The sequence below is a fragment of the Cytobacillus mangrovibacter genome (assembly GCF_042865275.1).
GTDB lineage: Bacteria > Bacillota > Bacilli > Bacillales > Cytobacillaceae > Cytobacillus > Cytobacillus mangrovibacter.
This window is the reverse complement of record NZ_JBIACJ010000011.1, coordinates 1-13,635: the sequence shown is the minus strand read 5'-3', so window position 1 is coordinate 13,635 and position 13,635 is coordinate 1. Positions and strand designations below refer to the sequence as shown.

Below are 13,635 nucleotides of genomic sequence, written 5' to 3'. Positions count from 1 at the left end.
CAATGATCGTCCTCACCCTAGGCAGTTTTTCCCTCATAGTTTTGACAAAGGCAGGGGTTGTTCGTTATAATAAATAGGTTTGATAAAGATAAAAATGAATCTCTTAAAATATAGATGATAAGGGGAGAGTTAGATGCAACCACAAGCGCATACAAATTTTCAGCCCTCCAATTCAAAAAACTGGAAGGTTTGGTGGCAGCAAACAAGACCACACACACTCACCGCTTCATTTGTACCTGTATTGCTTGGAACGGCATTAGCTTTGTACGAAACGGATCTTCATTTTGGATTATTTTTGGCAATGTTACTTGCAAGCTTACTTATTCAAGCGGCGACAAATATGTTTAATGAATATTATGATTATGTAAGAGGACTAGATACTGAAGATTCACACGGAATTGGTGGAGCGATTGTCCGTGAAGGTATTAAGCCAAAAACCATTCTGAATGTAGCTCTTTCTCTTTACGGTATTGCTCTATTACTAGGAATTTATATTTGCTCAAGCAGCAGCTGGTGGCTTGCGCTTGTTGGCCTCTTCTGTATGCTAATTGGCTATTTATATACAGGCGGTCCATTGCCAATCGCCCATACACCTTTTGGTGAAATCGTATCCGGATTCTTTATGGGAATGATCATTATCCTTATTTCATTCTTTATTCAAACTGGAACTGTAACTTCTACAAGCGTTTTAGTGTCAATCCCGATTTTTATTCTTGTTGGGGCCATCATGCTTTCAAACAATATCCGCGATTTAGATGGTGATAAGGAATTTGGCCGGAAAACATTAGCTATTTTAATTGGCCGAAAAGGTGCTATCCAATTACTTGCTGGAATGTTTATTGTTTCCTATTTATGGGTATTCATTCTGATTGCCATGAATATTATCTCACCATGGTTAGCCATTGTCATTCTAAGTGCACCAAAAGCAATTAAAGCAACAAAAGGATTCAAAGGAAAAACAATTCCGCTCCAAATGATGCCTGCTATGAAAGCAACAGCTCAAACAAATACCATTTTTGGATTTTTACTATCCATTGGTCTCTTTATCGGATATTTCATATAAAGATCTCAAGCCTTTGCGACTAAGCAAAGGCTTTTTCTATGTAAAAAATGTTTAATAACTAGAGCTGTGCATTTAAACAGACCGACATTAACATACTTGGTTGTGCGCAAATGCTCATGGATGTTTATTTTGTCATGAATTTATAAATAACGTTCATACTAAACCCATACATCACTTTTTTGGTGAAATGGAAACGAACCTGATAAGGGAGTGAAGCGTTTGTTAACAACTCAGCAGCTCAATCAATTAACTAAACAGCTGAAGGAAGAAAAAGAAGAATTAAAAGCTCTGCTTCATGGAGAAGAAGGAAACCTAGAGAATGCAAGAGAAAATATTGGCGAGCTATCCATCTATGATAATCACCCCGCAGATATGGGCACCGAATTATTTGAACGAGAAAAAGATCTTGCGTTGGAAGATCACCATGAATCTGAAATGGAGAAAGTAAATTTGGCTTTACAAGCCATTCAAGATGGCACCTATGGAAGATGTAAAGTATGTGGAAACGATATCGTTTTTGAACGTCTGGAGGTAATACCCTCAACCCTTTATTGCAAGGACCATAGCCCTGAGCAGCGAGTTCCAACAGATCGACCTGTAGAGGAAGATGTACTTGAACCTGCACACGGCAATACGTTTCAGCATCATCAATTCAGAGAAGTCGTTGATAATGAGGACAGCTTCCAAGAGGTTGCCCGTTTTGGCACATCTGAAAGCCCTTCTGATCTAAGAGGGGACTACGAGGATTATAATTCTCTCTATAATGAAGGACATGATGACGAGGGATTTACAGAGGATTATGAAACATTTATTGCTAACAACTTAGAAGGGACAGAGAGAATTGTTTTCCCATCGAAGAAGCACGAGGAATACGAAGCAATGCTTGACGAAGAAGACATCGAAGCTCCATACGGTGATGTTCATTACCATCAAACAGATGGTTATGTTGATGATAAAGAATAATAAATAAAACAAATGCGCAAGCGCCTTGATCACCCCCGACAAGCACAAGACGAGCCTCACGAAAAGGTGTCCTTTACCTTTTTGGGAGGATTGGCTTGTGACCTCGAGGGGGTAGGCGCTGGAGCTGGATGCAGTCAAACTTGTCGCAAAGTTATCCACAATATCCAAATTTATAATTTCCTAGATAAGGACAAAAGCGATGATTCAGTTCGAATCATCGCTTTAAAAAAAGATCGTGCTTTAACGAAAATTTCACTTAATACCTAATGTTTTTATTCGCCAAATATCTGACGCATATTCATTAATCGTGCGATCACTAGAGAAATAACCAGATCCTGAAATATTCATCAAGCTCATTTTGCGCCATCTGCCTTGATCTTCATAAGCTTTTCCAGCTTGACTTTGAACATTCACATAGGAAGAGAAATCTCTCAGTACAAAGTATTGATCATTTTCCGTAAGCAGTGAATCATAAATGGGATCAAATTCATCATCAGTATCTGGGAAAAATCCATTCGTTAACTGATCAACTACTTGACGGATTCTCTCATCATGATGGTAGTATTCCATTGAATGATAGCCGCCATTTTGATAATAGTTTAACACTTGATCGGCTGAGAGTCCGAAAATAAAGATATTTTCATCCCCTGCTTTTTCCTTGATTTCAATGTTTGCGCCATCAAGGGTTCCAACGGTTAAAGCACCATTCATCATAAATTTCATGTTTCCTGTTCCCGAGGCTTCCTTACTGGCAGTTGAAATTTGCTCACTAATATCTGCTGCTGGAAATACTTCCTCCGCAAGGGAAACCCGGTAGTTTTCAAGAAAAACAACCTTTAATTTCTCATTTGCCAGTGGGTCCCTGTTCACCTTTTCTGCAACAGTATTAATTAATTTAATAATTTTCTTTGCATAATAATAGCCTGGAGATGCCTTTGCTCCAAAGATAAAGGTGCGCGGATTCATTTGAAAGTTTCCGTCTTCTTTTATTCGATTGTATAAATACATCACATGCATGATATTTAATAGCTGTCGTTTATAAGCATGCAGCCGCTTCACTTGAATATCAAATATCGATGCAGGGTCAACCATCATCCCAGTCTGTTCCTCAATTCTTTTAGCAAGCCTTAGTTTATTTTGCTGTTTAATTTGTGATAACTGCTCGAGAAAGGATGAATCTTCTTTAAATTGAGCTAAACTGCTTAGCTGCTCTGGCTCTCGAATCCACCCATTCCCTATTCCTTCTGTAATAAATTTTGCCAGCAGCGGATTAGCCTTTAAAAGCCATCTTCTATGGGTAATTCCATTTGTTTTATTATTAAATTTCTCTGGATAGATTCGATAAAAACTGCTCATTTCCCGCTTTTTCAGTATTTCTGTATGAAGAGCTGCCACTCCATTGACACTATATGAGCCCACAAGAGCGAGATGAGCCATTTTTACCTCTCCATGGGCAATAATCGCCAGCTGCTCAATATGCTGCCAGTCACCAGGATATTGCTCCCACAGCTGCTGGCAGAATCGTTCATTGATCTCCTCAACAATCATATAAACACGCGGCAACAACGGTTGAAATATCCGAACTGGCCACTTTTCCAACGCTTCCGATAATGTCGTATGATTCGTATAAGAAATCGTCTTTGTCGTTATCTGCCATGCCTCTTCCCATCCCATGCCTTCCTCATCTATTAAGATACGCATGAGTTCCGGAATAGCAAGGACTGGGTGTGTATCATTAATATGAATACCCACATGCTCATGGAACGAATGCAAGCCGCCATATCTTTTTCGATGGGAGCGAATGATCGAGCGAATGCTTGCTGAAACAAGAAAATACTGCTGCTTCAACCGAAGTATTTTTCCCTCGTCATGTGTATCATCCGGGTAGAGAAACTCAGAAACTGACTCCGTTTCCCGCTTATATTTTAAGATATCTTGATGGATAGGATAAGGAGATGGCTCTGCATTCCAAAGCCTGAGCGTATTGACTGTATCTGTCTTATAACCAACAACAGGCATATCATATGGAACAGCTGTAATGGTTTCTGCATTCACATGACGGAAAGCAAGCCTTCCATTTTCCTCTCTTACTTCAACATTTCCCCAAAATGGGATCTCAATTGCTAATTCAGCTCTTCTTACTTCCCAAACATGTCCATGCCGAAGCCATTGCTCAGGAAGCTCAACTTGATAGCCCTCCACAATCTTCTGTTCAAACAAACCATGCTTATAACGGATTCCACAGCCATGCCCTGGCAAATCTAATGAAGCAAGGGAATCCATAAAGCAGGCTGCCAATCGACCAAGTCCACCATTTCCTAGTCCTGCATCAGGTTCGGCTTCCTCCAATCGATTCAGATCGATTCCTAAGTCCTCTAGCCCCTCCCGAACAACATCCTCTAAGCCTAAGTTCAACAAATTATGGTGAAGCAGTCGACCGAGCAAAAACTCGATCGAAAGATAGTAAATTTGTTTTCCCTTCGCCATACGATAGCGCTCATTCGTATTGATCCAACTCGTACTGACATATTCCCTCACCATATTCCCAAGGGTAAAGTAATGATCACGTTGAGTGCTCTCACCAAAGCTTTTCCCGCACATCATCTCAAGCTTTTTTAAAAAGGCACCTTTAAATTCTTCTTTATTAGCAAACATGACTCTCACTCCTTGAGACGAGCTCCAAGTAAAGCCGGTTGTACTTAAATGCCGACTGTGCCCAGCTATAATCCATTTCCATTGCATTTTTTACAATGGTTTCCCAACATTCTTCATCCCGGTAAAAACTAAGTGCCCGTTCAATCGTAAACAGCATATCATGAGCATTAAAATGACTGAATGAGAACCCATTCCCTTCATCTGTTAGCACATTAAAGGAATGAACTGTATCGTTTAACCCTCCTGTTTCCCTTACAATTGGTACAGTTCCATACTTCATCGCAATTAACTGCCCAAGCCCGCATGGCTCGAACTTTGATGGCATAAGAAATAAGTCAGCTCCCGCATAAATCTGGTGGGCAAGCCCTTCATCAAATCCGATATACGCCTTGCATTTATTCGGATATGCTGCTTCCATATCCCTAAAAAATTGTTCAAACTCCTTATCACCTGTGCCGAGAATAAGCAATTGGATATCCTCTGAAATCAATTCCTGAAACACACATCGAACAAGCTCAATTCCCTTTTGTTTTGTCAGTCTAGTTACCATCGTGATAAGTGGTGTATCTGCTTTTTGAGGCAAGCCAAATAGTTGTTGTAAATGGGCTTTATTTGCCTGTTTTTCCGCTAGTTTCTTCGCAGTATAGCTTTTGTACAGAAAAGGATCTTTTTCAGGATGATAGAATTCATCATCAATTCCATTTAAAATCCCTTCCAAATCTGATTCCCTTTTTTGAAGCAATTCATGAAGCCTCTCCCCATATGTGCTCGTTTGAATCTCCTGTTTATATGTGGGACTGACCGTTGTTAATTTATCTGAGGCAACAATGGCCCCCTTCATAAAATTGATATTCCCGTAAAACTCTAAATAATCAATATGAAAAAAGCGGTCATTTAAACCGAATAAATCTGCTAAAGTTTCTCTTGGCATAATCCCCTGAAATTGCAGATTATGTATTGTAAAAACTGTCCGAATGGATTGATATCCCTCTTTCGCTTTATATTCCACTTTTAATAAAAAAGGAATCATCCCTGTATGCCAATCATGACAATGAATAATATCTGGCTGAAAATCAAGAAATGGAATGGCATCTAATACGGCTCGATTAAAGTAGGCAAAGCGCTCACCATCATCAAAATAGCCATACAAATTTTCACGCTTAAAATAATACTCATTATCTACAAAATAATACGTAATCCCTTGATAGGATAATTCTTCAATTCCACAGTATTGATTTCTCCACCCTACTTCAACAACTAATTCAGCCCTTTTTTTCATTTGTATTTTAAAATTCTCTGAAATCGATCCATATTTCGGGAGAATCACCCGAATATCTGTCCCTTGCTTCCTGAGCTCCTTTGGCAATGAACCTGCAACATCTGCTAATCCGCCAGATTTTACAAATGGTATACATTCAGATACAACAAATAATACTTTCACGTATTCATCAGCGCTCCTTGGCCCATGCCTTTTCGGATGACATATGGTGCTTGACTGGCCCCTGTCATAATTGTTCCTGATTCAACTTTTACATCCTTATCTAGAATGACTGAATCCAATAGACAATTCTCACCAATTTGGCTCTTCTGCATAATGATACAGTTTTTCACTATTGAACCCTTTCCAATCTTCACCCCACGTGAAATGATACTATTTTCGATGGTCCCTTCAATTTGACATCCATTTGCGATCATTGAATGATGAACAGATGCCCCTTTTAAATAGCGTGTTGGTGGCTCATCCTTCACTTTTGTATAAATCGGGTGATTCTTCAAAAATAGTTTCTTCCATACATCGGGATCAAGCAGCTCCATACTAGCTGAGAAATAGGACTGAATCGTGTCAATCATTACTGAATAACCGGTATATTCATAAATACACAAACGATACTTATGGTGAATATCCATGACTACATCGCTCATACAAGTATACCCTGTTGCTTCTCGTGTCTGAATTAATTCAATAAGCAAAGACGTTTTAACTAAATACATTTGCATGGACTTTCCATTATGAAACACTTCCGTAATGTCACAGCCAGTATGAATATGTCTTTCTAATACAGGCCTGAAATCCATATTAAAAACAGTATAGCAATTAGCTATAATGACATATTCCTGCTTACTGCGTTTAAAGTAATCCAAGTTAGCTGCAAAATGGCTAAACGATCCGATTCCCCTTCTAATTCCTTCGATAATAGAAGATGGAAAGAAGAATAGACCATCTCTTTTTCTATTTAAATCCCAATCTTTCCCCGATCCTAGGTGATCCATTAATGATCGATATTGAAATTTCGGGAAAACAGCTACACTTTCGATATTTGAATTCACCATATTAGAAAGGACAAAATCAATTAGCCGATACCTGCCAGCAAAAGGAACAGCAGCAAGTGATCGATGTGTCATCAATTCCTCCAATCCTTCATGATGGGTAGTCGCATCAATCACACCTAGTACACGTTTATTCAAACATATTCCCTCCTATAAAAATACGTTTATGCAAATAACTCAAACTAGCCTTCTCTTAAGATACAACCCCATCGATCATTTCTTCAGAAATGAGTATGACTTCATTCGATCCTTCTGAAGCTCGAATGACTGTCCCATCCGGTATGATCATATTTGCAGGTACAATCGCTTTTTCAATCAATACATTTTGACCAATTTGCGCATTGGGCATGACAACTGTCTCCCGAATAATCGAACCCAGCCCAACCGATACACCTTGGAAAAGAACGGACCGTACAATATCACCCTCTATTGTGCATCCTTCATTGATTAGAGACTCTACTACATCAGCATTAGGTGAAATATATTGTGGCGGTTGATTAGGATTAACAGAATATATGCGCCAATCATAATCAAATAGATTTAATTCACATGTTTCATCCAATAAATCCATATTAGCTTCCCAAAGGCTCTTTACGGTTCCAACATCCTTCCAATATCCATTGAATGGATAAGCGAATATCTTTTTCCCCTCTTTAAGCAGCATTGGAATAATATCCTTTCCAAAATCATGGCTGGAATTCGGATTCTGATTGTCCCTGCCTAAATAGTCTTTTAGAAGTGACCAATTAAATATATAAATACCCATAGAGGCAAGATTATTCTTCGGGGTATCTGGCTTCTCTTCAAAGTCAACAATCCCCATGTCCAAATCTGTGTTCATAATGCCAAATCTGCTGGCTTCCTCCCACGGAACTTCAATAACAGAAATCGTTGCATCGGCCCCTTTTTCGATATGGTATTCAAGCATAAGCTCATAATTCATTTTATAAATATGATCACCTGACAAGATCAACACATATTCAGGCTCATACTGGGTTAAGTAATTAAGATTTTGATAGATTGCACTAGCAGTACCGGTGTACCACTTCACCTCAGAAGATTCACTATATGGCGGCAAAACAGTTACTCCGCCATTTCTTCGATCTAAGTCCCAGGCACTGCCAATCCCAATATAAGAATTCAACACGAGTGGCTGGTATTGAGTTAGAACCCCTACTGTATCAATGCCTGAATTCGTACAGTTGCTTAAAGTAAAATCAATAATTCGGTATTTTCCTCCAAATGGAACAGCAGGCTTAGCTAGACTCTTGGTTAATGAATTAAGCCTACTTCCTTTCCCTCCTGCTAATAACATGGCTACGCACTTTTTCTTTCCCATTCCCTTTCCTCTCCTTTCGATGCTTAACAGGGCGTAAAACGGATAAACCAAATGGCGGAATTTCCATCCTTAATGAGTGCGACCTTCCATGGAACTCAATAGCTTCCGTTTTTAGCACCTTTTTATTAATGCTATTCGTTCCCCCAAACTCATCTCGATCACTATTAAATATTTCTCGATAAGAGCCCTCTTTTGGAGCACCCACTCGATAATCATGGTACTTTTGCCCAGTGAAGTTGCAGATAATAACAAGATAATCCTCTTCCTTTTTACCTTTGCGGACAAAAGAAAAGATAGACTGCTGATGATTATGTACATCAATCCATTCAAAGCCCTCACTTAGATGATCCAACTCATAAAATGGTTTAGAGCGACGGTATAGCTTTAGCAGATCTTTCACATACTTATTTATTTTTTGATGCATCTCATAATCAAGCAAATTCCAATCCAGCTCTTCTTTATCCTTCCATTCATCGAATTGCCCTAGTTCAAATCCCATAAACAGCAATTTTTTTCCTGGATGTGCAAACATATACCCAAGAAGCAATCGGAGCTGTGCAAATTTCTCCCGGTAGTCACCAGGCATTTTATTTAAAAGTGATTTTTTCCCATGAACAACTTCATCATGTGACAAGGGAAGAACAAAGCTTTCCATAAAGGCATACATCAAAGAAAAGGTCATTTTCCCATGTGCCATCACTCTAGATTCTGGACTTGTTTCCATATATGAAAGGATGTCATTCATCCATCCCATATTCCATTTATAACAAAAGCCAAGACCACCATATTCCACCGGTGAAGTAACTTGTGGCCATTCTGTTGAATCCTCTGCCATCATCAAGAAAGAAGGATCGTACGCCAAAACTGTTTGATTTAAACTTTTTAGAAATTGACTGCCTAATGGATTCTCAGTTTCATGGCGATTGGGCCAAAAGAGAATATTGGCCACCGCATCTACCCTGAGGCCATCAATATGATAATATTTCATCCAAAAGAGCGCATTTGAAATAAGAAAGCTTTGAACCTCATTTTTTCCGAGGTCAAAATTAGCCGTCCCCCATATCGCATTTTCCCTGTCTCCTAATGTTTCATATTCATATAAATAAGACCCATCAAACCGGAATAACCCATGCTCATCCTTACAAAAATGCCCCGGAGCCCAGTCAAGAATGACTCCTATTCCATGTTGATGACATTGATCAATTAAGCACATAAAATCTTTTGGTTCACCATACCTGCTTGTTACCGAATAATATCCCGTCCCTTGATAGCCCCATGACTCGTCGAGCGGATGCTCAATTAAGGGTAATAATTCAATATGTGTAAATCCCAGCTCTTTAACATATGGAATTAATTCTGCAGCTAATTCTTTATAAGATAAATAGGACCCATCTTCATGCCTTCGCCACGATCCTAAATGGACTTCATAAATAGCTACAGGCTCTGCAAGAATAGTCTTCTCTGCCTTTGTCTTCATCCATTTATGATCATTCCATTGATAGTCATCCAGTGAGTACACAATGGAAGCCGTTCCTGGTCTAACCTCCGAAAAGAAAGCATAGGGATCTGCTTTTAATCGTTTACTGCCATCTTGGGCGATCACTTCATATTTATATAAGTGTCCCTGCAAATCACCCTTAATACAAATGATCCAAATTCCCTCATGATTTACCCTATGTAACTGAAAGCGTTCTCCATTCCAATCATTAAAATTTCCAACTAATCTGACACTTTCAGCATTTGGTGCCCATACACAAAAACGTGTATATATCTTATTTTTTTCCTTGATCAGATGTGCCCCAAAGAGCGAGTAGCTTTCATAAAGTGTCCCCTCATGAAATAAATGCATTTCGTAATCAGTTACTGTCTTCATTGCAACTTCTCCCTATATACTATTCATTAACAATAAATCACCTTCATGAGTATATTCGAGCGTTCAAAGAAATAACCTTGTAAATATTATTTATACTTTTTGACATTAAGTTATCAAATTTGATAAATAAAGATAGGATTCTAATTCATTCATATAATTTCGACATAAAATCTCTCACTAATAGACAGAATAAGACAAAGAATATATTTTAGATTGAAGGGTGGAATAATGAATTGAGTAACAAAGAAGAGGAATATTTACTAAATGAAGCCTTAAAAAACGAAACGAAGACACCTTTATTTGAAGCACCGGATGGAAAAATTCTTGCTGTAGGAGATTTATTTAGAGGACCTTCTACTGGGATTACTTCAGATATTGATTTGAACAATCCTGGAAGGAAGCTTGTGGAAGAGGAAGTAAAGTTTGACTAGAGCTTTGCCACACTGAATAAGCAAATTGTAGATTTTCAACAGCTTATCATTTTATATCGAGCAGATTCTTCACTTTATCTAGCAATTTTTAGAATGTATCAAGCAACTTTTCGAAATTTATCTAGCATTTCGCTTTTCTTGCTAATTAAAAAGAATCTGCTATAGTTTATTAAACAAAAAAAGCTATCAACTTAAGTTGATAGCTTTTTTCTATGACCCCTACGGGATTCGAACCCGTGTTACCGCCGTGAAAGGGCGGTGTCTTAACCGCTTGACCAAGGGGCCAACATATGGCGGAGAAGGAGGGATTTGAACCCTCGCGCCGGTTACCCGACCTACACCCTTAGCAGGGGCGCCTCTTCAGCCTCTTGAGTACTTCCCCATATGATGGCTCCGCAGGTAGGACTCGAACCTACGACCGATCGGTTAACAGCCGATAGCTCTACCACTGAGCTACTGCGGAATAATAAAAATATATAAAACTAGTGGGCCTAAATGGACTCGAACCATCGACCTCACGCTTATCAGGCGTGCGCTCTAACCAGCTGAGCTATAGGCCCCTTTTATTTGTCTAGTTTCGGCTCCTAGCTTTTCGGCCGCTTCGATCTGTTCCCACAAATCCAAAACCAGGATTTGTATGACCAGCTCTCCACCGTCTCTCAAAGCTGAGCAGTCGCCTACACATTTCATTTTGGAGCGGGTGAAGGGAATCGAACCCTCGACAACAGCTTGGAAGGCTGTGGTTTTACCACTAAACTACACCCGCAGATAATATAAGATGGCTCAGGACGGAATCGAACCGCCGACACAAGGATTTTCAGTCCTTTGCTCTACCGACTGAGCTACTGAGCCATATAAAGTTTTGTTTCCTAAATCTTAATTACAGAAAGACCTTTGTTCCAAAGCCCTGTGGTCTTTGTCACAGATTGCTATTCGATGAAGTAATGCTTCGTACTGCAATCTGCTCTACCGACTGAGCTACTGAGCCATATAAGTTTTTAAAAACTGGCGGTCCGGACGGGACTCGAACCCGCGACCTCCTGCGTGACAGGCAGGCATTCTAACCAACTGAACTACCGGACCAGATTGCGGGGACAGGATTTGAACCTGCGACCTTCGGGTTATGAGCCCGACGAGCTACCGTGCTGCTCCACCCCGCGATAATAAAAATTATGAAATTATGGAGGAGGTAGAGGGATTCGAACCCCCGCGAGCCGTTAAGCCCCTGTCGGTTTTCAAGACCGATCCCTTCAGCCGAACTTGGGTATACCTCCGTATAAAAACCTTTGGTGGACCTTGTAGGACTCGAACCTACGACCGGACGGTTATGAGCCGTCTGCTCTAACCAGCTGAGCTAAAGGTCCTAAATACAATCCTAAAAATAATAAATTGGTAGCGGCAGAGGGGATCGAACCCCCGACCTCACGGGTATGAACCGTACGCTCTAGCCAGCTGAGCTACGCCGCCAAATCAATATATAATACTTGTTTTTCAAAAACATATGGTGGAGCCTAGCGGGATCGAACCGCTGACCTCCTGCGTGCAAGGCAGGCGCTCTCCCAGCTGAGCTAAGGCCCCAATAACTATTAAAGAAATGGTCGGGAAGACAGGATTCGAACCTGCGACCCCTTGGTCCCAAACCAAGTGCTCTACCAAGCTGAGCTACTTCCCGTAAATATATGGCGCGCCCGAAAGGAGTCGAACCCATAACCTTCTGATCCGTAGTCAGACGCTCTATCCAATTGAGCTACGGGCGCATATATAAGAAACAAATGGTGCCGAGGACCGGAATCGAACCGGTACGGTAGTCACCTACCGCAGGATTTTAAGTCCTGTGCGTCTGCCAGTTCCGCCACCCCGGCAAGTAATTGGAGCGGAAGACGGGATTCGAACCCGCGACCCCCACCTTGGCAAGGTGGTGTTCTACCACTGAACTACTTCCGCTTATTAAATGATGCGGGTGAAGGGAGTCGAACCCCCACGCCTTGCGGCGCTAGATCCTAAGTCTAGTGCGTCTGCCAATTCCGCCACACCCGCAATATTTAAATGGTGAGCCATGAAGGACTCGAACCTTCGACCCTCTGATTAAAAGTCAGATGCTCTACCGACTGAGCTAATGGCTCGAAATAAAATTTTGTTTCCTAAATCTTGATAGCAGTGATACAGATGTTCCAAAGCTCTTCGTTCTTTGTCACAGATTGCTATTCAGGGAAGCAATGCTCCGTACTGCAATCTGCTCTACCGACTGAGCTAATGGCTCATACAAAATGAGTTAAAACATGCCGGCCAGAGGACTTGAACCCCCAACCTACTGATTACAAGTCAGTTGCTCTACCAATTGAGCTAGGCCGGCGTAAAATGGTGGAGGATGACGGGATCGAACCGCCGACCCTCTGCTTGTAAGGCAGATGCTCTCCCAGCTGAGCTAATCCTCCATTTATAAAAGCTTGGCGGCGTCCTACTCTCACAAGGGGACAGCCCCTAACTACCATTGGCGCTGAGAAGCTTAACTGCCGTGTTCGGGATGGGAACGGGTGTGACCTTCTCGCTATCGCCACCAAACTTTTTTTAAAAGACAAGTTTTATTATATCGTCTTTTTGAAATTTTGCAAGAGAAAAATTAAAATTTATTCTCTCAAAACTAGATAATGCAGAAGAAGAAGATAGAGTAATCATTTATTCATTTTGTCCAGCTACGGCTCCTAGCTTTTCGGCCGTTTCAATCCATCCCTACAAATCCAAAAGCGGGATTTGCAGTGCTGGCTTTCCAACGTCTCTCAAAGCTGAACAGTCGCCTTCGCCTTTCGTTTTTGGTTAAGTCCTCGACCGATTAGTATTTGTCAGCTCCACGTGTCACCACGCTTCCACCTCAAACCTATCAACCTGATCATCTTTCAGGGGTCTTACTAGCTTGACGCTATGGGAAATCTCATCTCGAGGGGGGCTTCATGCTTAGATGCTTTCAGCACTTATCCCTTCCGCA

At 40.7% G+C, this 13,635-nt stretch carries 8 protein-coding genes, 20 tRNA genes and 2 rRNA genes; 3 read left to right on the top strand and 27 right to left on the bottom strand.

Annotated features, from left to right (window positions below):
* The first annotated feature begins 133 nt into the window (after window positions 1-133).
* Window positions 134-1,063, top strand: a complete 930-nt coding sequence (locus tag ACFYKT_RS17665; protein ID WP_389222269.1) for a 1,4-dihydroxy-2-naphthoate polyprenyltransferase — start codon at window positions 134-136, stop codon at window positions 1,061-1,063.
* Window positions 1,064-1,273: 210 nt separating this feature from the next.
* Window positions 1,274-2,026 (top strand): TraR/DksA C4-type zinc finger protein, encoded by a 753-nt coding sequence (locus ACFYKT_RS17660; RefSeq protein ID WP_389222267.1) that lies wholly within the window; start codon window positions 1,274-1,276, stop codon window positions 2,024-2,026.
* Between the two features lie 252 nt (window positions 2,027-2,278).
* On the opposite strand, the gene ACFYKT_RS17655 is transcribed toward ACFYKT_RS17660, so the two are convergent.
* From ACFYKT_RS17655 to glgB, 5 genes are read right to left on the bottom strand one after another with little or no spacing between them, the layout of a single operon-like run.
* Window positions 2,279-4,681 carry a glycogen/starch/alpha-glucan phosphorylase gene (locus tag ACFYKT_RS17655; protein WP_389222265.1) on the bottom strand — a complete coding sequence of 801 codons (2,403 nt, stop codon included), beginning with the start codon at window positions 4,679-4,681 and terminating at the stop codon, window positions 2,279-2,281.
* A complete protein-coding gene (glgA, locus tag ACFYKT_RS17650) occupies window positions 4,671-6,122 on the bottom strand; it encodes a glycogen synthase GlgA (protein ID WP_389222263.1) in 1,452 nt (483 codons plus the stop codon). The genes ACFYKT_RS17655 and glgA overlap by 11 nt, the downstream gene beginning before the upstream one ends.
* Window positions 6,119-7,147: a sugar phosphate nucleotidyltransferase gene (locus ACFYKT_RS17645; protein ID WP_389222261.1), complete on the bottom strand. Its 1,029-nt coding sequence runs from the start codon at window positions 7,145-7,147 to the stop codon at window positions 6,119-6,121. The genes glgA and ACFYKT_RS17645 overlap by 4 nt, the downstream gene beginning before the upstream one ends.
* Before the next feature lie 55 nt (window positions 7,148-7,202).
* Complete coding sequence (locus ACFYKT_RS17640) at window positions 7,203-8,348, bottom strand: glucose-1-phosphate adenylyltransferase (RefSeq protein WP_389222259.1); 1,146 nt, start codon at window positions 8,346-8,348, stop codon at window positions 7,203-7,205.
* Entirely contained in the window at window positions 8,296-10,221 is a 1,926-nt protein-coding gene (gene glgB, locus ACFYKT_RS17635) for a 1,4-alpha-glucan branching protein GlgB (RefSeq protein WP_389222257.1), read from the bottom strand. Before glgB ends, ACFYKT_RS17640 begins: the two co-directional genes overlap by 53 nt.
* A 233-nt stretch (window positions 10,222-10,454) precedes the next feature.
* Here glgB and ACFYKT_RS17630 point away from each other — a divergent pair, with 233 nt between their 5' ends.
* Window positions 10,455-10,652, top strand: a complete 198-nt coding sequence (locus ACFYKT_RS17630) for a hypothetical protein (protein ID WP_389222255.1) — start codon at window positions 10,455-10,457, stop codon at window positions 10,650-10,652.
* 213 nt (window positions 10,653-10,865) lie between these two features.
* On the opposite strand, the gene ACFYKT_RS17625 is transcribed toward ACFYKT_RS17630, so the two are convergent.
* From ACFYKT_RS17625 to ACFYKT_RS17520, 22 genes are all read right to left on the bottom strand, one after another.
* Window positions 10,866-10,937, bottom strand: a tRNA-Glu gene (locus tag ACFYKT_RS17625).
* Window positions 10,938-10,943: 6 nt separating this feature from the next.
* Window positions 10,944-11,034: transfer RNA gene (locus ACFYKT_RS17620), tRNA-Ser, on the bottom strand.
* 6 nt (window positions 11,035-11,040) lie between these two features.
* Window positions 11,041-11,115: transfer RNA gene (locus ACFYKT_RS17615), tRNA-Asn, on the bottom strand.
* A gap of 23 nt (window positions 11,116-11,138) precedes the next feature.
* Window positions 11,139-11,212: transfer RNA gene (locus tag ACFYKT_RS17610), tRNA-Ile, on the bottom strand.
* Between the two features lie 132 nt (window positions 11,213-11,344).
* Window positions 11,345-11,418 (bottom strand) — tRNA-Gly (locus ACFYKT_RS17605).
* A gap of 13 nt (window positions 11,419-11,431) precedes the next feature.
* Window positions 11,432-11,504 (bottom strand) — tRNA-Phe (locus ACFYKT_RS17600).
* Between the two features lie 154 nt (window positions 11,505-11,658).
* Window positions 11,659-11,735, bottom strand: a tRNA-Asp gene (locus ACFYKT_RS17595).
* A 3-nt stretch (window positions 11,736-11,738) separates the two neighbouring features.
* Window positions 11,739-11,812 (bottom strand) — tRNA-Met (locus tag ACFYKT_RS17590).
* A gap of 21 nt (window positions 11,813-11,833) precedes the next feature.
* Window positions 11,834-11,926: transfer RNA gene (locus ACFYKT_RS17585), tRNA-Ser, on the bottom strand.
* Between the two features lie 13 nt (window positions 11,927-11,939).
* Window positions 11,940-12,016: transfer RNA gene (locus ACFYKT_RS17580), tRNA-Ile, on the bottom strand.
* A gap of 26 nt (window positions 12,017-12,042) precedes the next feature.
* Window positions 12,043-12,119, bottom strand: a tRNA-Met gene (locus ACFYKT_RS17575).
* A 35-nt stretch (window positions 12,120-12,154) separates the two neighbouring features.
* Window positions 12,155-12,230, bottom strand: a tRNA-Ala gene (locus ACFYKT_RS17570).
* A gap of 17 nt (window positions 12,231-12,247) precedes the next feature.
* Window positions 12,248-12,324: transfer RNA gene (locus ACFYKT_RS17565), tRNA-Pro, on the bottom strand.
* An 8-nt stretch (window positions 12,325-12,332) separates the two neighbouring features.
* A tRNA-Arg gene (locus tag ACFYKT_RS17560) sits at window positions 12,333-12,409 on the bottom strand.
* Window positions 12,410-12,425: 16 nt separating this feature from the next.
* A tRNA-Leu gene (locus ACFYKT_RS17555) sits at window positions 12,426-12,514 on the bottom strand.
* Window positions 12,515-12,521: 7 nt separating this feature from the next.
* Window positions 12,522-12,596, bottom strand: a tRNA-Gly gene (locus ACFYKT_RS17550).
* Between the two features lie 11 nt (window positions 12,597-12,607).
* Window positions 12,608-12,689: transfer RNA gene (locus tag ACFYKT_RS17545), tRNA-Leu, on the bottom strand.
* A gap of 10 nt (window positions 12,690-12,699) precedes the next feature.
* Window positions 12,700-12,775, bottom strand: a tRNA-Lys gene (locus ACFYKT_RS17540).
* A gap of 157 nt (window positions 12,776-12,932) precedes the next feature.
* Window positions 12,933-13,005, bottom strand: a tRNA-Thr gene (locus tag ACFYKT_RS17535).
* A 6-nt stretch (window positions 13,006-13,011) separates the two neighbouring features.
* Window positions 13,012-13,087 (bottom strand) — tRNA-Val (locus ACFYKT_RS17530).
* A gap of 10 nt (window positions 13,088-13,097) precedes the next feature.
* A 5S ribosomal RNA gene (rrf, locus tag ACFYKT_RS17525) occupies window positions 13,098-13,214 on the bottom strand.
* Window positions 13,215-13,462: 248 nt separating this feature from the next.
* Window positions 13,463-13,635: ribosomal RNA gene (locus ACFYKT_RS17520) — 23S ribosomal RNA — on the bottom strand; the annotation flags it as partial.